This is a genomic window from Mannheimia sp. ZY171111, from assembly GCF_017750945.1.
Lineage (GTDB): Bacteria > Pseudomonadota > Gammaproteobacteria > Enterobacterales > Pasteurellaceae > Mannheimia > Mannheimia pernigra.
Genome location: NZ_CP046532.1, coordinates 1832853 through 1851059 on the forward strand (window position 1 = coordinate 1832853; position 18207 = coordinate 1851059).

The 18207-nt window shown below is 37.1% G+C and carries 20 protein-coding genes and 1 tRNA gene; 12 read left to right on the forward strand and 9 right to left on the reverse strand.

Annotated elements, in window-relative coordinates:
• Window positions 1–35: 35 nt before the first annotated feature.
• From GM698_RS08705 to GM698_RS08725, 5 genes are all read right to left on the reverse strand, one after another.
• Window positions 36–1091, reverse strand: a complete 1056-nt coding sequence (locus GM698_RS08705) for an AI-2E family transporter (protein ID WP_159630596.1) — start codon at window positions 1089–1091, stop codon at window positions 36–38.
• A 45-nt stretch (window positions 1092–1136) separates the two neighbouring features.
• Window positions 1137–1550 carry a Holliday junction resolvase RuvX gene (gene ruvX, locus GM698_RS08710; protein WP_159630594.1) on the reverse strand — a complete coding sequence of 138 codons (414 nt, stop codon included), beginning with the start codon at window positions 1548–1550 and terminating at the stop codon, window positions 1137–1139.
• Entirely contained in the window at window positions 1550–2110 is a 561-nt protein-coding gene (locus tag GM698_RS08715; RefSeq protein ID WP_176810186.1) for a YqgE/AlgH family protein, read from the reverse strand. The genes ruvX and GM698_RS08715 overlap by 1 nt, the downstream gene beginning before the upstream one ends.
• Before the next feature lie 5 nt (window positions 2111–2115).
• The gene (gene rsmE / locus GM698_RS08720; RefSeq protein ID WP_176812685.1) at window positions 2116–2847 is read right to left on the reverse strand and encodes a 16S rRNA (uracil(1498)-N(3))-methyltransferase; all 732 of its coding nucleotides are present in this window, start codon (window positions 2845–2847) and stop codon (window positions 2116–2118) included.
• Between the two features lie 174 nt (window positions 2848–3021).
• Entirely contained in the window at window positions 3022–3609 is a 588-nt protein-coding gene (locus GM698_RS08725; protein ID WP_159630588.1) for a YajG family lipoprotein, read from the reverse strand.
• Window positions 3610–3696: 87 nt separating this feature from the next.
• Between GM698_RS08725 and GM698_RS08730 the strand changes: the two genes are divergently transcribed.
• Window positions 3697–4008, forward strand: coding sequence for a BolA family transcriptional regulator (locus GM698_RS08730; RefSeq protein ID WP_176808737.1), 312 nt, complete (start codon window positions 3697–3699; stop codon window positions 4006–4008).
• Window positions 4009–4099: 91 nt separating this feature from the next.
• Window positions 4100–4189: transfer RNA gene (locus GM698_RS08735), tRNA-Ser, on the forward strand.
• Window positions 4190–4363: 174 nt separating this feature from the next.
• Here GM698_RS08735 and GM698_RS08740 read toward each other — a convergent pair.
• The gene (locus tag GM698_RS08740) at window positions 4364–4738 is read right to left on the reverse strand and encodes a copper resistance protein NlpE (RefSeq protein ID WP_209289286.1); all 375 of its coding nucleotides are present in this window, start codon (window positions 4736–4738) and stop codon (window positions 4364–4366) included.
• A 14-nt stretch (window positions 4739–4752) separates the two neighbouring features.
• The gene (locus tag GM698_RS08745) at window positions 4753–5055 is read right to left on the reverse strand and encodes a DciA family protein (protein WP_176808735.1); all 303 of its coding nucleotides are present in this window, start codon (window positions 5053–5055) and stop codon (window positions 4753–4755) included.
• Window positions 5056–5159: 104 nt separating this feature from the next.
• On the opposite strand from GM698_RS08745, the gene secM reads away from it, so the two are divergent.
• The 3 genes from secM to mutT all read left to right on the forward strand — a co-directional run bounded on the left by secM (window position 5160) and on the right by mutT (window position 8741).
• Window positions 5160–5480 carry a secA translation cis-regulator SecM gene (secM, locus tag GM698_RS08750; RefSeq protein ID WP_176810182.1) on the forward strand — a complete coding sequence of 107 codons (321 nt, stop codon included), beginning with the start codon at window positions 5160–5162 and terminating at the stop codon, window positions 5478–5480.
• Window positions 5481–5529: 49 nt separating this feature from the next.
• The gene (gene secA / locus GM698_RS08755; protein ID WP_209289287.1) at window positions 5530–8244 is read left to right on the forward strand and encodes a preprotein translocase subunit SecA; all 2715 of its coding nucleotides are present in this window, start codon (window positions 5530–5532) and stop codon (window positions 8242–8244) included.
• A gap of 86 nt (window positions 8245–8330) precedes the next feature.
• The gene (gene mutT / locus GM698_RS08760) at window positions 8331–8741 is read left to right on the forward strand and encodes an 8-oxo-dGTP diphosphatase MutT (RefSeq protein WP_176808732.1); all 411 of its coding nucleotides are present in this window, start codon (window positions 8331–8333) and stop codon (window positions 8739–8741) included.
• 86 nt (window positions 8742–8827) lie between these two features.
• On the opposite strand, the gene metE is transcribed toward mutT, so the two are convergent.
• Window positions 8828–11182, reverse strand: coding sequence for a 5-methyltetrahydropteroyltriglutamate--homocysteine S-methyltransferase (metE, locus tag GM698_RS08765; RefSeq protein ID WP_209289288.1), 2355 nt, complete (start codon window positions 11180–11182; stop codon window positions 8828–8830).
• 280 nt (window positions 11183–11462) lie between these two features.
• Between metE and GM698_RS08770 the strand changes: the two genes are divergently transcribed.
• Together GM698_RS08770 and groL are read left to right on the forward strand one after the other, a co-directional pair.
• The gene (locus GM698_RS08770) at window positions 11463–11753 is read left to right on the forward strand and encodes a co-chaperone GroES (RefSeq protein WP_176808730.1); all 291 of its coding nucleotides are present in this window, start codon (window positions 11463–11465) and stop codon (window positions 11751–11753) included.
• A gap of 69 nt (window positions 11754–11822) precedes the next feature.
• Entirely contained in the window at window positions 11823–13463 is a 1641-nt protein-coding gene (groL, locus tag GM698_RS08775) for a chaperonin GroEL (RefSeq protein WP_176812680.1), read from the forward strand.
• Window positions 13464–13791: 328 nt separating this feature from the next.
• On the opposite strand, the gene GM698_RS08780 is transcribed toward groL, so the two are convergent.
• The gene (locus tag GM698_RS08780; RefSeq protein WP_159630568.1) at window positions 13792–14118 is read right to left on the reverse strand and encodes a DUF5339 domain-containing protein; all 327 of its coding nucleotides are present in this window, start codon (window positions 14116–14118) and stop codon (window positions 13792–13794) included.
• A 411-nt stretch (window positions 14119–14529) separates the two neighbouring features.
• Between GM698_RS08780 and GM698_RS08785 the strand changes: the two genes are divergently transcribed.
• The 5 genes from GM698_RS08785 to ybgC all read left to right on the forward strand — a co-directional run bounded on the left by GM698_RS08785 (window position 14530) and on the right by ybgC (window position 18187).
• Complete coding sequence (locus GM698_RS08785; protein ID WP_176810177.1) at window positions 14530–16080, forward strand: cytochrome ubiquinol oxidase subunit I; 1551 nt, start codon at window positions 14530–14532, stop codon at window positions 16078–16080.
• A 12-nt stretch (window positions 16081–16092) separates the two neighbouring features.
• Window positions 16093–17226, forward strand: a complete 1134-nt coding sequence (gene cydB, locus GM698_RS08790; protein WP_209289289.1) for a cytochrome d ubiquinol oxidase subunit II — start codon at window positions 16093–16095, stop codon at window positions 17224–17226.
• A 14-nt stretch (window positions 17227–17240) separates the two neighbouring features.
• The gene (locus GM698_RS08795; protein ID WP_176808726.1) at window positions 17241–17339 is read left to right on the forward strand and encodes a CydX/CbdX family cytochrome bd oxidase small subunit; all 99 of its coding nucleotides are present in this window, start codon (window positions 17241–17243) and stop codon (window positions 17337–17339) included.
• Window positions 17339–17626, forward strand: coding sequence for a cyd operon protein YbgE (gene ybgE / locus GM698_RS08800; protein WP_176808725.1), 288 nt, complete (start codon window positions 17339–17341; stop codon window positions 17624–17626). The genes GM698_RS08795 and ybgE overlap by 1 nt, the downstream gene beginning before the upstream one ends.
• Window positions 17627–17785: 159 nt before the next feature.
• Complete coding sequence (ybgC, locus tag GM698_RS08805; protein WP_159630558.1) at window positions 17786–18187, forward strand: tol-pal system-associated acyl-CoA thioesterase; 402 nt, start codon at window positions 17786–17788, stop codon at window positions 18185–18187.
• Window positions 18188–18207: the final 20 nt, after the last annotated feature.

An 18207-nucleotide genomic window follows, 5' to 3' on the forward strand; every position in this document is an offset into this window, starting at 1 on the left:
GATTTTAGCAACTCTTTTTTTCGCGTCAAGCAAATTTAGCGGTATTTTTTGCCTCTTGGTACTTCTTCTAAATCACTGAATAATACCGCATATTTTTTTGTGCTTTTGTTTGACTCTAATGCTACTTTACAAGCCATTGTTAAAGGAACAGAAAGTAGCATTCCTACCGCCCCAAGCAGCCAACCCCAAAACAGTAGTGAAAGGAATACCACGAGAGTTGAAAGCCCTAATTTTTTGCCCATTAAGCGAGGCTCTAGGGCATTGCCTATAATCATATTAATTGTAACAATCCCGATTAATGTACCAAGCCCTATTGAAAGACCGTTAAGTAAAAACGCTTGAATAATAATTGGAATGCCTGCTAAAACGGAACCTATATTAGGAACATAGTTAAGTAGGAAGCTAAACATTGCCCATAAAATTGCGTATTGTACGTCTAATATTTCTAATAAAATCCATACTAAAAGACCTGTCAGCAAGCTTAAAAATGTTTTAACTCCAAGGTAGCCAATCACACCTTCTAGCACCTGATTGATATACTCTTTTTCATTGCGTAAATCATCATCGTCACTCAAGGCTAAAGCCAGTTTGTATTTAGCCACGGGCATTTCCATTAGCATAAAGATCACAATTAAAAACACCACAAAAATATTCGATAATGTGCCAGAAAGCCCAAACAGTAAAGAGCTCACCAAATTCATAATTGAGCTTGGATCAAATTTACTCATCAGTTCTTCTTGTGAAATATGAATAGGCAAATTCCATTCTTGAGCAAATACTAAAAGCGAACGAACTCGGGTTGATAGCTGTGTTTTGTATTGCGGTATTGAGCTAGTAAACTCTTGCAATGAGCTATTAATAATGCCTGCAAAAAAGGTAAAGCCTAATAGAATAACAACGAGCAAGAGCGTAATTGCTAACCACAGTGGAATTTTCCGCTTCATCATAAAATTAATCATTGGCGAGCAAATTATCGCAATGAAAAGAGCGAGCAGAAACGGTATGACAATTTCGCTAGATAATTTAATACCCGCTAAAATAATAATGCTTGCAGCAATTGAAACTAAGCTGCGACTAGATGAAAATATCATAAATATCCTTTTACAAGCGGTTAAAAATGGTAATTTTTTTGCAAATTACTGATTTTCAAACCAACTTTCTAAAATTAAACAAGCGGAAATAGAATCCACTTTGCCCTTTTTTAATGCTTTGTAGCCACCTCGAGAAAAAATTTCAGCTCTTGCCTCAACCGTGGTTAAGCGTTCGTCTTGTAATTCAACAGGCAAATTAAAGCGTCCATTTAAACGGTTGGCAAATTTCCTCGCACGTTGAGTTAAAGGCTGTTCTGTTCCATCCATATTTAACGGTAAACCAACGACTAATCTATCGGGCTTCCATTCTTGCAAGAGTTTACCGATTTCTTCCCATTTTGGAATGCCATCTTGGGCTTTGAATGCACCCAAACTTTGAGCAGTGCCAGTAATGTTTTGCCCGACTGCACACCCAATGCTATTTGTACCGAAATCAAATGCAATTAATATTTCAGACATTAGGCTCTTCCCGCTCTAGCTGGTAGACCTGAAATGCCCATCATTTCATAGGCGGTTGACCACCGCTCTAAATAGCCTGTTTCAAACAACGTTTTTTCATTCGCCTCAGACACAATCCAATAATTTTGAGCAATTTCGTGCTCAAGTTGGTTAGCCTTCCACGTTGAACAGCCTAAACAAACAATAAATTTTTCTGGCGATTCTGGCGTACCGAAAGCGTTTAATACATCGCCTGATGTGGTGAGTGTAATTTTATCCGTGATTGGATAAGTATGGATAAAATCATTTTCCGTCTTGGTGTGGATAATAAAACCACGATCTTGATTGACAGGCCCGCCGCTTAACACCATTTGATCTTTATTATAATCACGCTGATTTGCCATCTGGAAATCCATACGGGTAATCAATTCTAGCACTGAAAGATCCGTGGGGGTATTGATGACAACACCCATTGCCCCTTGCTGATTATGTTCACAAATATAGATAACGGTGCGTTCAAAATAATCATCATCCATTTCTGGTGTGGCAATTAAAAATTTACCTTGTAGATTTTCTAGCATGAGTATTAAATGTCTCCAAAACAAACTTGCAGGGCGGTGATTGCAGCAAGTGAGGCAGTTTCTGTGCGTAATATACGTTTACCTAACAGAACTTCAGTAAAGCCCTCATTTTCTGTCATCATAATTTCTTTAGCAGATAATCCCCCTTCTGAGCCAATCAATAAACGAACTCCCGAACTTGGCACATTTGACAGTTCGCGAATGGTATATTTTGCTCTTGGGTGAAGATTGAGTTTCAGCATTCCATCTTGCTCTTTGCACCAATCGGTGAGTTTCATCATCGGGCGAATTTCAGGAATTTCGTTTCGCCCACATTGCTCGCAAGCTGCAATCGCAATTTTTTGCCATTGTTGCAGTTTTTTATCTTGTCGCTCATCATTGAGCTTCACGCCACAACGCTCTGACCAAAGTGGAGTAATTATTTTTACGCCCAATTCTACTGATTTTTGAATGGTAAATTCCATTCTATCGCCTCGAGAGATGACTTGCCCTAAATGAATTGGCAAATTGGATTCCCTATTATCTAATTCACTGGAAGAGATTTTTGCAATAATTTGCTTTTTTTCGACCGCTTGTAAAGTCGCATTAAATATATGGTTTGAACCATCAAATAAAATAATTTGCTCCCCAGCTTTCATTCGCAACACTCGTCCAATATGATTGAGTGCATCTTCACTTAACATACAAGTTTGCTGATTTGCTAACGGCTCTGGGTGGTAAATTCTTGGGATTCTCATTTTTATATCTATATAAAATATCCAAGGCATATTCATTTTTTTACGATTGTATTAAATGGAAATGCCCGAATAGTAAATTAAATTTTGTAGGCGATGTTTAGCTTCTCAAAACAAGTGGTTAAATTCCCTCAATTTTACAAAAAACTAAGGGAATTTAACCGCTTACAAAATAACTTATTTGAATTGATGAATTGCAGCGGCGATTTCATTGTCGTTATAAATCGCTTTCACAACGTCAGAATAGGCTTGATCTAAGACTTTTTTGATTTCATCATTATTTGCATTAAATACAGATTCATAACCACGTGTTGCGTTGAAGTTTTTGCTGAAATTTCCTTTTGGTCCTTGAACTGTGACTTCAACACCGACTTGTGCATCCGCTTTGTAGCGTAGATTACCTTGTTCAATAGTGGCAAAGAATCGGCGAATATTAACCGTTACATTGGCATTTGCTGCACCTTGCACAATTTGGAATCCTTTTGCGTTAAGGTCTTGTTGCACCGCTTGTTGGAACATTGCGGCTACTTCAGGCACAGCGGTTAAACGAATAAGTTCGCCATTTTTGATATAGCTTGCAATTTCGCGAGAAGTGCGTAAGTCTTGTGTCATTACATTCACGGCAGCAGTTTGATTATTTGTATTAAACACAGCGGTTGGCGTTGGTGTTGCAAAAGTTAAAATATTTGATTGGCTTTGACAGCCTGCTAATAAAGCAGCTGCAAAGGTAGTTGTGAAAACTAAGGTTTTTTTAGATAATTTCATAATAAATCCTTCTATTTACTAAATTATGGGAAAATTTTTCCTAGTATAGTATCATTTAGCCATTAATTTTCAATGAAAGAGAAAAAAATGTTAATAGAACAAACCATTATTGAGAAAATCAACAAAGATTTTTCGCCAATTCTGTTAAATATCGAAAATGAAAGCTATATGCACAGTTCAGGTAGAGGCGCTGAATCTCATTTTAAGCTCACTTTAGTCTCGGATAAATTTGAAGGCAAGAGAGCAGTAGCTCGTCATCAAGCAGTTTATGCTTGTTTGAACGAAGAATTAAAAAATGGCGTTCACGCATTAGCACTGCATTTATACACCAAAAGTGAATGGGCTGAAATAGGCGGTGTTGTGCCGAAATCACCGAATTGTTTAGGTGTTGGACACTAATTATCTCAAAATTGATTTAATTTATTTTGTAAAGAAAATACTTGAAATTATATAGCAATATTGCTATATTTACGCCCTCTTTATGTTGTTAGGTGAGATGTCCGAGTGGTTGAAGGAGCACGCCTGGAAAGCGTGTATATGGGAAACTGTATCGGGGGTTCGAATCCCCCTCTCACCGCCATTAACAGTGAAAGACTCCTTACTGTTTTCATAGATATTTCCTTGATTAAATAAGAAAGTAGAATGCTTTTTTATTTTGAGATTCTCCCCAAGTATATTCACTTGGGGATTTTTTATACTTAATGGCTAGAAATAATAAAGAGATTCTTAAGAATCTCTTTATTAGTAGAATGCGTTAACGGATCTTGTTCAATTTATAATTGTTTGTATTTTTTACCGTATTACCGTTTGGATCGCAAAGCTCTACATACCTATCTGATATTTGGAATGCTAGGCCACCAGAGGTTTGTTCTAAACGGATAACATTTGATTTGTTTGGTTCCCAGATGTATGTGCCTTTATCACGATAAACATATTCTTTTTTGTTTTTGAAATAGATGGTGTCGTATTGATAAGTTCTATCAGCATTTAAGGTGAGCTGCGCTTGGATTTTCTCGCAGTCGGCACAAGGAAATTCGCCCGCATAGGTGCCCATTACACTTTTTTGTGGTAATGATGAACATCCAGCTAATATCGTCGTAGTAAACCCAATTAATGCGATTTTTTTCATATCATTTTCCTTAATTATCTAACGCTTGGATTCACTCTAAATTCAAGCAGGGTTATTTCAGGTAAGTCATTTTGTATTTGTGCTAACAGGGCGGTTTGTTGTAACAATAAACCTTGTCTTACAGTGGCACTTTGTACATTAATAATGAGCTGATTATCAACTAAATTTGCCACACGGTAAAGCCCACGATAGGATTCTGGCAATATTTTCCGAATTTTTTGATTTAACTCATTAATAAAATTGGCTTTTTCGACAATTTTACTTAATGTCGAGTGCTGTAAAATGTCATTAATCTTTTTGGGTGCTGAATTTTTCATCTATTTATTCACTTTATCTAAATTTTTATACTTGATTTTAGGTTACTTGACCCAATTTTTTAAATTTAGCGTATAATTACCAAAATTTACTTAACCTGAACTTGATGAGCTTATTTTTTAAACACTTTCATAAAACACCTTTTTGGTCGCAACTTTTTTTTGGAATGGTTGCGATGCTTGCTTTACCTGAAGTTCAAGTGATCAACGCTAATGAAAGTGAACAAGAAGCTGTCATCAATCAATCTTTTCTTCAGTACGTTCAATTCACAAATGAGGTAGAGCAACAATCGCTTTTTGTTGCACAATTGAACCATAACATAGTGGAAATTAAACCACAAGCGGTGCATTTTTGCGAATTTTTTACTAAATCCTACCGCTTGGAACAGAAAAATATTTACCCAATCCGAGCAGGTCCTTACGCCTAACTATAACGTTTAAAATCAAACAATTAACATTTATATTTAGGAAAATACAATGATTTCAAAATTACTTACCTCTATTTTTGGCTCAAGCAATGACCGTGCGTTAAAACGTTTAAGAAAACGTGTGGCACAAATTAATAAACTGGAGCCAGTATTTGAACAATTATCAGATGAAGAATTAAAAGCAAAAACGGCTGAATTTAGACTCCGTTTAGCAGACGGTGCCACCTTAGAAAGTGTATTGCCTGAAGCGTTTGCAACGGTTCGCGAAGCAAGTAAGCGTGTGTTAGGGATGCGTCCATTTGATGTACAGCTCATTGGCGGTATGACTTTAACAGGGCGTAATATTGCCGAAATGCGTACTGGTGAAGGGAAAACATTAACGGCAACTTTCCCTTGCTATTTGAATGCTTTAACAGGTAAAGGGGTTCACGTTGTAACTGTGAATGATTACCTTGCCCGCCGTGATGCGGAAACTAACCGTCCATTATTTGAATTTTTAGGCTTAACCGTTGGTGTGAATATTCCAGGTTTAGCACCAGAAGTCAAACGTGCCGCATACCAAGCAGATATTACTTATTCTACCAACAGCGAATTAGGCTTTGATTACTTGCGTGATAACTTGGCTCACGACAAAAATGAGCGTTTTCAACGTGAATTACACTACGCCTTAGTGGATGAAGTAGACTCTATCTTAATTGATGAAGCCCGTACGCCATTAATTATTTCGGGCCCTGCAGAAGATGCAACACAAATTTATCAAGCCGTAGATCAAATTATTCCACATTTGATTGCACAAGATAAAGAAGATACCGAAGAATACACCGGCGAGGGAGATTTCACTTTAGATCTCAAAAATAAACAGGCTCACTTAACCGAGCGAGGTATGGTAAAAGTGGAAGCTTTCTTGACTGAAATGGGGTTAATGGAAGAGGGAGAGAGTTTATATCATCCAGCTCGTATTTCACTTTTACATCACGTCAGTGCAGCATTACGTGCACATAAATTATTTGAACGTAATGTGGACTACATCGTAAAAGATGGCGAAATTGTAATTATTGACGAGCATACTGGCCGTACAATGGCAGGTCGTCGCTGGTCTGACGGTTTACATCAAGCGATTGAAGCTAAAGAGCGTGTGAATATTCAAGGCGAAAATCAAACTGTGGCTTCGATTACCTATCAAAATTATTTCCGCTTATACGAAAAATTAGCGGGTATGACAGGTACCGCAGATACTGAAGCTTTTGAGTTCCAGCAAATTTATGGCTTAAATACGGTTGTCATACCAACTAATAAACCGATTATTCGTGTTGATCATACCGATTTAATGTACAAAAGCGAAGTAGAAAAATTTGCTGCAATTATTACGGAAATTAAAGATTGTATGGAGCGCCAGCAACCTGTGTTAGTTGGTACAGCCTCGGTAGAAAAATCAGAATTGTTATCCGCAGAATTAACCAAAGTGGGTATTCCACACAATGTATTAAATGCAAAATTTCATGCTCAAGAGGCTGAAATTGTTGCAAGAGCGGGTATGCCTGGTGCTGTAACTATTGCAACTAATATGGCAGGTCGTGGTACAGACATCGTGCTTGGTGGTAACTGGAGAATGGAAATTGCCAAACTTGAAAACCCCACTCAAGAGCAAATTGATGAAATTAAAGCTGCGTGGCAGGAACGCTATAATATCGTAATGCAAGCAGGTGGTTTACATATTATAGGAACAGAACGCCACGAATCTCGCCGTATTGATAACCAGTTACGTGGACGCTCTGGTCGTCAAGGTGATCCTGGTTCATCTCGCTTCTATTTATCGTTAGATGATGCGTTAATGCGAATTTATCTCAATGAAGGTAAGTTAAATATGATGCGTAAAGCCTTTACTCAAGAAGGTGAAGCGATGGAATCCAAACTTTTGACTAAAGTAATTGCATCGGCACAAGCAAAAGTAGAGGCCTATAACTTTGATGGTCGTAAAAACCTTCTACAATATGATGATGTAGCAAATGAACAACGTAAAGTTATTTACGAGCAACGTAATCATTTATTAGATACAGATGACATTTCGCCAATGATCGAAGCGATTCGCCAAGATGTATTTGAGACGACTATCAGCGAATATATTCCACCGCAATCTATTGAGGAAATGTGGGACATTACAGGTTTAGAAGAGCGTTTACGCCGTGAGTTTAGTCTAGATTTACCGATTTCTCACTGGCTAGAAACCGAAAAAGATCTATATGAAGAAACCTTGCGTGAGCGTATTCTCAATATTGCTATTGAAGAGTATAAAGCCAAAGAAGAAAAAGTGAGTGCAGAAGTAATGCGTAACTTTGAAAAAGGTGTAATGTTACAAAACCTAGATGAGTTATGGAAAGATCATTTATCTTCAATGGACTACTTACGCAAGGGGATTCACCTACGCGGTTACGCCCAAAAAGATCCGAAGCAAGAGTACAAAAAAGAGTCTTTTGCAATGTTTACCAATATGCTCAACACCTTGAAATTCAATGTGATCAGCATTCTAAGTCGTATTCAAGTACGTAGCCAAGAAGAGATGGAAGAAGCCCAACGCTTGCAAGCAGAAACGGAAGCAAAAGCTAGCGAGCAAATGCAAACTAATGAGCCAGAACAGCAAGCGGATCTTGAAAGTTTAAGCGATGAAGAGTTAGCCAACTTAAATATTGGTCGTAACGACTCTTGTCCTTGTGGTTCAGGCAAAAAATATAAACATTGCCACGGCAACAAAGCGAAATACGCATAATGATACAAGCGGTTATTTTTAGATAGAAATTTGCAAATTATCGTCTAAATTTAACCGCTTGAATTGGAGAAGAGTAAAGGAAACTTATGTCAAAACCAATTATTCAAGTCTCAGCTGGAATTATCCGTAACGAATTTGGACAAATTTATTTAACTCAACGCTTAGAAGGGCAGGATTTTGCTCAATCGCTAGAATTTCCAGGTGGAAAAGTTGATGCTGGTGAAACCCCCGAAGAAGCACTAAAGCGTGAGTTGGAGGAGGAAATTGGCATTCAAGTGCTAAGTGCTTTTCCTTATGAAAATTTTAGCTTTGAGTACCCAAACAAGATTATTGAATTTTTCTTCTACTTAGTGGAAGAATGGATAAATAAACCTTTTGGACGAGAGGGGCAAGAGGGCTTTTGGGTTGCTCAATCTGATTTAGACGAGGGAGCTTTTCCACCAGCAAATAAAGAGCTGATTAAACGTTTAAAAGCAGAAACGGAAAATATAGCGTAGAAATGGGTAGGAGATTCTTTGGCTAAAGCAATTTAGAATGAAAAAACCAAAATAGAGGCGAACAATTTGTTCGCCTCTATTTTGGTTTAAGCTTTTAGTTCTACTCTTAATTTTTTAGTGACTTTCATCATCACTTCAAGTTGTTCTAAGGTCTCTTTCCAGCCACGGGTTTTTAAACCGCAGTCTGGATTTACCCAAAGGCGTTCTTTAGGTACAACTTTTAACGCTTTTTGCAATAAATGTGCAATTTCCTCTTCGGTAGGTACTCGTGGCGAGTGAATATCATACACGCCTGGTCCGATGTCATTCGGGTAGTGGAAATCAATAAAAGCATTTAAGAGTTCCATATCTGAACGTGAAGTTTCAATTGTGATCACATCCGCATCAAGTGCGGCAATTGCGGGTAGAATATCATTAAATTCTGAATAACACATATGAGTATGAATTTGTGTATCATCTTGCACTCCCATTGAGCTTAAACGGAATGATTCGCCTGCCCATTGCAAATAATTTCCCCAATCTGACCGCTTGAGTGGCAAGCCTTCGCGAATAGCGGGTTCATCAATTTGAATGACTTTGATACCTGCTCTCTCTAAATCCAACACTTCGTCTGAAAGTGCTACACCAATTTGTTTACATACGGTTGAACGTGGAATATCGTTACGTACGAATGACCATTGTAAAATAGTAACTGGACCAGTAAGCATACCTTTCATTACTTTGCTGGTAAGGCTTTGGGCATATTGCGACCAGCGTACAGTCATTGGTTTGGGGCGGGTTACATCGCCATAAATTACTGGTGGTTTTACGCAACGAGAGCCATAACTTTGCACCCATCCGAATTTGGTAAAGGCAAAACCGTCTAATAATTCTCCGAAGTATTCTACCATATCGTTACGTTCTGCCTCACCGTGTACTAATACATCTAAATCAAGTTTTTCTTGTTCACGCACTACAAGCTCAATCTCTTTTTTCATTGCATTTTCGTAATCTTCTAAACTTAATGCCCCTTTTTTGAATGCAGCACGAGCTTGGCGGATTTCATTGGTTTGTGGGAACGAGCCAATAGTGGTCGTCGGCAATAATGGTAAATTTAACCACGCATTTTGTTTTACAATACGTTCTGCAAATGGTGATTGACGCTGGTCTGCATTTGCAGGTAGGTTAGCCAAACGTTCGGTTACTTCAGCTTTATGAATAACCTTACTGTTAGCACGAGATTCCGCCGCTTTATTACTTTCTTCTAACTGAGCATTCACGCTTGCTCTACAATTGGTTAATGCTTGTTTAAGAATATTGAGTTCTTCCACTTTTTGGCATGTGAACGCCAGCCAGCTATATAAATCAGGTTTGTTCTCTTTTAGCTGGGTTTCAATATTTAAATCAAAAGGTGTGTGGAGCAGTGAACAACTTGGCGCAATCCACAAGCGTTCGCCTAATTTTTCTTTAAGTGGTTCGAGAACATCTAAAATTTGAGTCAAGTTAGCTCGCCAGATATTACGCCCTTCAATCACGCCTGCTGAAAGTACTTTGTGATAATCTGTAAAGGAAGCTAGTTGTTCTGGTGACCGTACTAAATCTAAATGTAAGCCATCAACAGGTAGCGCTTTTAACAAGGGGGCATGCTCAGCAACGGAGCCAAAATAAGTAGCAAGTAAGATTTTTAAATTGATTGACGATAATTTGCTATAAACGGTTTCAAATGCAGCTAACCATTCAGGGGCTAAATCTAAGGCTAAGATCGGTTCATCAATTTGAACCCACTCTACGCCTTCTGCAGAGATAGCGATTAAAATCTCTTGGTAAACGGGTAATAATTGAGGTAATAAATCCAAGCGAGTGTTCGTCGATTTTTGTGAAATAGCTTGGATAGCTAATTTTGCAGTAGTCGCTTTGTCGTTAGCTTTTTCAGCAGATGAGATTGCCCAATTTCCTTTTTCTTTCCCTAAAAATAAGAAAGTGAGGGGCCCTACAATCACTGGTTTTACGGTATGGCCAGCTGCTTTAGCTTCACGAATTTGGTTGACGTAGTGCGTTGCATTTGCTTTAAATTCAGTATTTGGATGAAACTCGGGTACTAAATAATGGTAGTTGGTATCAAACCATTTTGTCATTTCAATCGCAAATTGATCTTTATTACCACGGGCAAGTTGGAAATATTGATCTAGCGTTAAATTTTGGCTATCAAAACCAAAACGAGCGGGAATAGCACCTGTAGCTACTTGCAGATCTAAAATATGATCATAGAAGGTAAAATCACCGACTGATACGAAATCAGCATTTGCCTGTGATTGATATTGCCAATTTTTCTCACGTAGCGTTTTTGCTAGATCTAGTAATTCTTGTTCGGTGATTTCTTTACGCCAGTAGCGTTCTTCTGCGAATTTTAATTCACGTTTCGCTCCAACACGTGGAAAACCTAAAATATGTGATGTTGTCATAGAAAATCCCTCATTTTGTAAAATATTAGTCAATCAAACAGAGATTAAAAGTCTCTTATCTATAGAATGAAATAAACGTTATTATTAATCAATATCATAATTTTCAATCTTATTATGAATAAAATTAATGTTTATTGGGGGTATTAACAAATATGAGGTTTGCAAAATTTTTTATAAATTTTACCGCTTGCTCTTGAAAGTCTAAAATCTGCCTTTATATTGTTATGCGTTACGCTTTTTGCGTGGATTATCAATCATTAATTTATAAGAGGAACAGAATATGGCACTTCGTCCATTACACGATAAAGTTATTTTAAAACGTGAAGAAGTTGAAACAAAATCAGCAGGTGGCATTGTTTTAACAGGTTCGGCAGCAACAAAATCAACCCGTGGTAAAGTGATTGCAGTAGGTTCAGGACGTGTTTTAGATAATGGTTCTGTTCAACCTTTAGCGGTTAAAGTGGGCGATTTGGTCATTTTTAATGAAGGTTACGGTGTAAAAGCAGAAAAAATTGATGGCGAAGAAGTGTTAATTCTTGCCGAACACGATATTTTAGCTATCGTAGAGTAATGTTTTCCGCAACAAGCGGTCGGATTAGTCAAATTTTTTACAAGTTAAAAAGCAAAAAGGATGTATAAAATGGCAGCAAAAGACGTTAAATTTGGTAATGATTCACGCGTAAAAATGTTAAAAGGTGTGAATATTTTAGCTGATGCAGTAAAAGTAACTTTAGGTCCAAAAGGGCGTAATGTAGTTTTAGATCGTGCTTATGGTGCACCAACTATCACTAAAGATGGGGTTTCGGTTGCTCGTGAAATCGAATTAGAAGATAAATTTGAAAATATGGGTGCACAAATGGTGAAAGAGGTTGCCTCTAAAGCCAATGATGCAGCGGGTGACGGTACAACCACCGCAACCGTACTTGCTCAGGCTATCGTAAACGAAGGTTTAAAAGCGGTTGCAGCAGGTATGAATCCAATGGATTTAAAACGCGGCATCGATAAAGCAGTTGCTGCAGTAGTTGATGAGTTAAAAGCAATTTCAAAACCGTGTGAAACCTCAAAAGAGATCGAACAAGTCGGTACAATTTCTGCCAACTCAGATTCAACCGTAGGTCAGCTAATTGCTCAAGCAATGGAAAAAGTAGGCAAAGAAGGCGTGATTACTGTTGAAGACGGTACTGGTTTAGAAGATGCGTTAGATGTAGTTGAAGGTATGCAGTTTGACCGTGGTTATTTATCGCCATATTTCATTAATAAGCCAGAATCTGGAACGGTTGAATTAGAAAATCCATACATTCTTTTAGTGGATAAAAAGGTCTCTAATATTCGTGAATTACTTCCTGTGTTAGAGGGGGTAGCGAAGGCTGGTAAGCCATTATTAATTATAGCAGAAGATATTGAAGGCGAAGCATTAGCAACTTTAGTAGTAAACACAATGCGTGGTATCGTGAAAGTTGCTGCGGTAAAAGCCCCAGGCTTTGGCGATCGCCGTAAAGCGATGTTGCAAGATATTGCGATCTTAACTGCGGGTACGGTTATTTCTGAAGAAATTGGTATGGAGCTTGAAAAAGCAACGCTTGAAGAGCTTGGTCAAGCAAAACGTGTGGTTATCACAAAAGATAACACAACTATTATTGATGGCATTGGCGACGAGGCACAAATTAAAGGTCGTGTGGCTCAAATTCGTCAGCAAATTGAAGATTCAACTTCAGATTACGATAAAGAAAAACTGCAAGAGCGTGTAGCTAAACTTGCTGGAGGTGTGGCAGTAATTAAAGTGGGTGCAGCTACCGAAGTAGCAATGAAAGAGAAAAAAGATCGTGTTGATGATGCACTTCACGCAACTCGTGCTGCAGTTGAAGAAGGTATCGTACCAGGAGGCGGCGTAGCATTAGTGCGTGCTGCAACCAAAGTAGCGTCAACTTTAAAAGGCGATAACGAAGAACAAAATGTGGGGATTAAACTTGCATTGCGTGCAATGGAAGCGCCATTACGCCAAATTGTAGCGAATGCTGGTGAAGAGTCCTCAGTGGTTGCTCGTAACGTGAAAGAAGGCTCTGGCAATTACGGCTATAACGCAGGGACAGAAGAGTACGGCGATATGCTTGAAATGGGGATTTTAGATCCAACTAAAGTTACCCGTTCGGCACTTCAATTCGCAGCTTCTATAGCAGGTTTGATGATTACAACAGAATGTATGATCACAGATTTACCTAAAGAAGAAAAATTAGATCCAGCTGCAATGGGCGGTATGGGTGGAATGGGCGGTATGATGTAATCTGATCCCCAAAAGTTAGACTCTTATTTAAAGGACTGATGTCGATATTGTATCGGCTCAGTCCTTTTAGTTTTAGTTGAATACCTTGGGCTAATGTAATATTAGATTTACATTTTTTGGAAGCTTTGCGACCGCTTGTAATAAGATTTTAGTCATAAAAAAATCTGCACCTTAATAGTTGAACGATTAGTCTAACTTTGGGGGGCAGATCAGAAATTCTATTTTATTTATTATATGTGGATTATTTGAGTTAGTAAGAATATAGACTTTTTACAAGCGGTGATTTTCTTATAAAAATTTGTAAAAAATAAGGTTTAGATTAGCTTTATTATTGATGTTTTTGTCTTAGGTTATTTAATACGGTTAAACCTTTTTCACAACTTTTTTGCTGTAGAGCCGTATCCATTTTTAGGATTTGTTGCTTTGTTGAAGAGAGCTTATTTTTCATTTTAGCGAGTTGAGTATGAGTACCGGGTTGTTTTTCTGCATCAGAAACTAATTTATTTGCAGTATTAAACATTTTCTCACATTCTGTAGGGAGGGTTTTACTTAAAGTAGGTTTTGCAACGGTGAGTGATGAGGTCTTAACACTTGCCAGAGCTGCTGTTGAAGCAATAATCGTAAAAAGTGTAATTCCTAAAATTCTGCCAAGCATAGGTTTCTCCAAACATTTAAGTCTTATTAAATTCAATCTTTTACTGATAAAAGCGAGCAGATACTAGCAGAAGTTTTAGTGAAAGTCATCTACAAATTTGATCTTTATTTGATAAAAGAGCTACTTATCTTTATATTTATTAAAATAGTAAATTATTTGTTATAAGTTTGTAAATATAACTAAGTTATTCAGTTGGTTATATAGGTTGTATTAATAAATAAACCAATTTTGTGAAGAATATAACAAAATTACTATTTTTTAATTAGCTATTTACAGGTAGAATATTCGCCAGCACTTTATTATAAATGTAACCAATTTGGGTTGTTATTAAAATTAAGTGAAAATTTGTGGGGGATTACTTTTGGGTAATCTATTTGTCAAATTATTATATTAATAAATAAGAGGTTTGAGATGTTAGACGTAGTTGAACTCTCACGTTTGCAGTTTGCTTTAACTGCACTCTATCACTTCTTATTCGTACCGCTTACTTTAGGTCTTTCTTTCGTACTTGTTGTGATGGAAACGCTTTATGTAACTACGGGTAAAGAAGTATATAAAGATATGACTAAATTCTGGGGTAAGTTATTTGGTATTAACTTTGCTCTAGGTGTAACAACTGGTATTACAATGGAATTCCAGTTTGGTATGAACTGGTCATATTATTCTCATTATGTAGGTGATATTTTTGGTGCTCCATTAGCAATTGAAGGTTTAATGGCGTTCTTTTTAGAATCTACATTTGTGGGATTGTTCTTTTTTGGTTGGGAACGTTTATCAAAAGCTAAACACTTATTAACGACTTACTGTGTTGCATTTGGTTCTAACTTATCTGCATTATGGATTTTAGTAGCTAATGGTTGGATGCAAAACCCAGTTGCTTCAGAGTTTAATTTTGAAACTATGCGTATGGAGCTTTCAAGCTTCTCTGAATTGTTATTAAACCCAGTTACACAATCTAAATTTTTACACACTGTAACAGCAGGTTATGTTTGTGGTTCTATTTTCGTATTAGGTATTAGTGCATACTATATCTTAAAAGGTCGTGATTTAGGATTTGCTAAACGTTCATTCTCTGTAGCTGCAAGCTTTGGTTTATTTGCTATTATTGCAGTTATTATTGCTGGTGATGAGTCTGGTTATGAAATAGGTAAAGCTCAGCCAACTAAATTAGCAGCAATGGAAGGTGAATTTGAAACTCATCCAGCACCAGCAGCTTGGAATGCTGTCGTGATTCCAAATACAGCAGAAATGAAAAATGAAGTGTCAATATCTATTCCATATGCTGCAGGTATTATTGCAACACGCTCTTTAGATACTGAAATTACAGGGTTAAAAGATATTCGCATAATTAACGAACAACGTGTTCGTAACGGCATTGTAGCTTATGGTTTATTAGAAAAATTACGTTCTGGTAACTACACAGAAGCTGATAAAGAAGCGTTTAAAGCAGCACAAAAAGATTTAGGCTTTGGTTTATTGTTAAAACAATATACAGATAATATTATTGATGCAACAGAAGAGCAAATTAAGCAAGCAGCAGATAAAACGATTCCAAATGTAGGTCCTACATTCTGGGCATTCCGTGTGATGATGCTTGCGGGTGGGATTATGTTATTGTTAATCATCTCTGCATTTGTTCAAAATATGCGTGGTAGAGTTGGACAAAGCCGTTTCCTATTAAGAGCCTTATTATGTGGTATTCCATTACCATGGATTGCAATTGAATCTGGCTGGTTCTTAGCTGAATACGGTCGCCAACCTTGGGCTGTATATGAAATGTTACCCGTTGGTGTGGCAAACTCAGCATTAACAACGGGCGATTTATGGTTTACTATCGGTTTGTTATGTGGTTTGTATACGCTGTTTTTAATTATAGAAATGTACTTAATGTTCAAATACGGACGACTTGGACCAAGTTCATTAAAAACAGGTCGTTATTACTTTGAACAATCAGCTAAATAATAGGAGTTAAAAATGCTCGATTATGAATTTCTCCGCTTTATTTGGTGGATTTTAATCATAGTATTATTAATTGGTTTTGCCATTACTGATGGCTTTACTATGGGTGTCTTGAATCTTTTACCTGTTATTGGTAAAAGTAACGTTGAACGCCGCATTATGATCAACACAGTTGCTCCTCACTGGGACGGTAACCAAGTATGGTTATTAACCGCAGGTGGTGCGTTATTTGCAGCGTGGCCAACAGTATATGCAACCTCGTTCTCAGGTTTCTATATTGCAATGGTTCTAGTATTAGCAGCGTTATTCTTCCGCCCTGTTGGTTTTGAGTATCGTGCCAAAATTGATAGTCCAAAATGGCGTAATGCTTGGGACTGGGGGCTATTAATCGGTGGTTTTGTGCCGTCATTAGTATTTGGTGTTGCATTTGGTAATTTATTACAAGGTGTGCCGTTTGAATTTAACAATATCAACCAATCACAATACACGGGTACGTTCTTTGGTTTATTAAATCCATTTGCATTATTATGTGGTGTGATTAGTTTAATGATGCTAACTACACAAGGTGCAACTTGGTTACAAATGAAAACTACAGATGAACTTCATAACAATGCAAGAAAAGTAGCACAGGTTACCGCGGCTGTTGTGTTAGTTGCGTTTGTACTTGCTGGTGTGTGGTTATATTTCAAAGATGGTTTTGTTGTAACAAGCCAGTTAGATCATAACGCTCAATCTATCTTTACTAATAAAACAGTAGCCGTTGAGGCAGGTGCGTGGTTTAGAAACTATGCAATAATGCCAGTATTATGGATCATTCCCGCATTAGCAGTGATTGGTGCATTACTTACTATTGTGGCATCAAGAGCGAATCGTTCTGGTTTTGCATTCTTCTCATCATCAATTATGCTTGTTGGGGTAATTACAACGGCGGCAGTTTCAATGTTCCCATTTGTAATGCCATCAATTACTCACCCTAATATGAGCTTAACAATGTGGGATGCAACAGCAAGCCAAACAACATTAACCGTAATGTTAGTGGTAGCATGTATCTTTGTACCAACAGTATTAGGCTATACTATTTGGTCATACATTAAAATGTATGGTCGCTTAGATGCGAGTTACTTAGAACAAAATAAATCAGCTTACTAATAGGAGAGTACATTATGTTTTATGTAACTTGGGTGTTAGGTGTAATGCTTGCAATTTTATTTGCAACAGTCATTACCATTAGTATTGAAAAAACAGGTAAGTTTGACGAGTAATGATTAATACTCTTTATAACTTAACAGCAAAGGGCTTGTTAAAAGCCCTTTCATTTATTTTAGCTACCCTATTATGTGCAATTATTTTGCTAAATTCGACCGCTTTCGCTCTTATTTTTGGCGGAAAAACACCGTATTTAGTTATTCTTGTTTTTTATGGTATGGCGATTTTATGGATACACGGGGTTGGATTTGAAATTCGTTCAACGATTTGGAAAGCAATTTTTTTACCCGTAATAGGGTACCTTATTGTCATTCCATCTTTATGTATTTTATTGATTAAATAGAGGCATTTCTATGCCTCTATTGTTTTTGATAGGTAAAAATATTTTTACGATTAAACACAAAATATACTTGCACAACGATTTGTCTATCTCTACAATAGCACTCAATTTTCCGCCTAAATTTTGGGCGTTTTTTCATTTTGAAAGAAGAGAAATGGCGTTATGGATTTTATGATTCGAGTTTATTACGAAGATACCGATGCTGGAGGGGTAGTTTATCACGCTAACTATCTTAACTTTTTTGAAAGAGCTAGAACGGAATTTTTAAGACAATGCAATTTCTCACAGCAGGCACTTTTGGCTCAATCTCTCGCTTTTGTAGTTAAAAAAATTGAGATAGAGTATAAATTACCTGCTCGTTTAGATGATTTATTAAATGTAGAAACAACTATTTCAGAGTTTAAAAAAGCAACTATGGTGTTTAAGCAAACATTGTGGAAACAAAATGTTTGTTTAAGTGTGGCAACGGTTACTATTGCCAGTGTTGATCTCGTTAAAATGAAACCAGTTGCAATTCCTGATGATATTCATCAAGCATTACAAAAAATTAATTTTTCTATTTAAAAAAATATTCGGAGAGTTTT

Bases quoted from the DNA above. Each gene is read 5' to 3' on its own strand.
- GM698_RS08725 (WP_159630588.1), bottom strand. From the start codon at position 3,609: ATGAAATTATCTAAAAAAACCTTAGTTTTCACAACTACCTTTGCAGCT.
- rsmE (WP_176812685.1), bottom strand. From the start codon at position 2,847: ATGAGAATCCCAAGAATTTACCACCCAGAGCCGTTAGCAAATCAGCAA.
- GM698_RS08770 (WP_176808730.1), top strand. From the start codon at position 11,463: ATGGCACTTCGTCCATTACACGATAAAGTTATTTTAAAACGTGAAGAA.
- GM698_RS08795 (WP_176808726.1), top strand. From the start codon at position 17,241: ATGTTTTATGTAACTTGGGTGTTAGGTGTAATGCTTGCAATTTTATTT.
- ruvX (WP_159630594.1), bottom strand. From the start codon at position 1,550: ATGTCTGAAATATTAATTGCATTTGATTTCGGTACAAATAGCATTGGG.
- groL (WP_176812680.1), top strand. From the start codon at position 11,823: ATGGCAGCAAAAGACGTTAAATTTGGTAATGATTCACGCGTAAAAATG.
- metE (WP_209289288.1), bottom strand. From the start codon at position 11,182: ATGACAACATCACATATTTTAGGTTTTCCACGTGTTGGAGCGAAACGT.
- ybgC (WP_159630558.1), top strand. From the start codon at position 17,786: ATGGATTTTATGATTCGAGTTTATTACGAAGATACCGATGCTGGAGGG.
- cydB (WP_209289289.1), top strand. From the start codon at position 16,093: ATGCTCGATTATGAATTTCTCCGCTTTATTTGGTGGATTTTAATCATA.
- GM698_RS08745 (WP_176808735.1), bottom strand. From the start codon at position 5,055: ATGAAAAATTCAGCACCCAAAAAGATTAATGACATTTTACAGCACTCG.
- GM698_RS08780 (WP_159630568.1), bottom strand. From the start codon at position 14,118: ATGCTTGGCAGAATTTTAGGAATTACACTTTTTACGATTATTGCTTCA.
- GM698_RS08730 (WP_176808737.1), top strand. From the start codon at position 3,697: ATGTTAATAGAACAAACCATTATTGAGAAAATCAACAAAGATTTTTCG.
- GM698_RS08705 (WP_159630596.1), bottom strand. From the start codon at position 1,091: ATGATATTTTCATCTAGTCGCAGCTTAGTTTCAATTGCTGCAAGCATT.
- GM698_RS08785 (WP_176810177.1), top strand. From the start codon at position 14,530: ATGTTAGACGTAGTTGAACTCTCACGTTTGCAGTTTGCTTTAACTGCA.
- GM698_RS08715 (WP_176810186.1), bottom strand. From the start codon at position 2,110: ATGCTAGAAAATCTACAAGGTAAATTTTTAATTGCCACACCAGAAATG.
- secA (WP_209289287.1), top strand. From the start codon at position 5,530: ATGATTTCAAAATTACTTACCTCTATTTTTGGCTCAAGCAATGACCGT.
- GM698_RS08740 (WP_209289286.1), bottom strand. From the start codon at position 4,738: ATGAAAAAAATCGCATTAATTGGGTTTACTACGACGATATTAGCTGGA.
- secM (WP_176810182.1), top strand. From the start codon at position 5,160: ATGAGCTTATTTTTTAAACACTTTCATAAAACACCTTTTTGGTCGCAA.
- ybgE (WP_176808725.1), top strand. From the start codon at position 17,339: ATGATTAATACTCTTTATAACTTAACAGCAAAGGGCTTGTTAAAAGCC.
- mutT (WP_176808732.1), top strand. From the start codon at position 8,331: ATGTCAAAACCAATTATTCAAGTCTCAGCTGGAATTATCCGTAACGAA.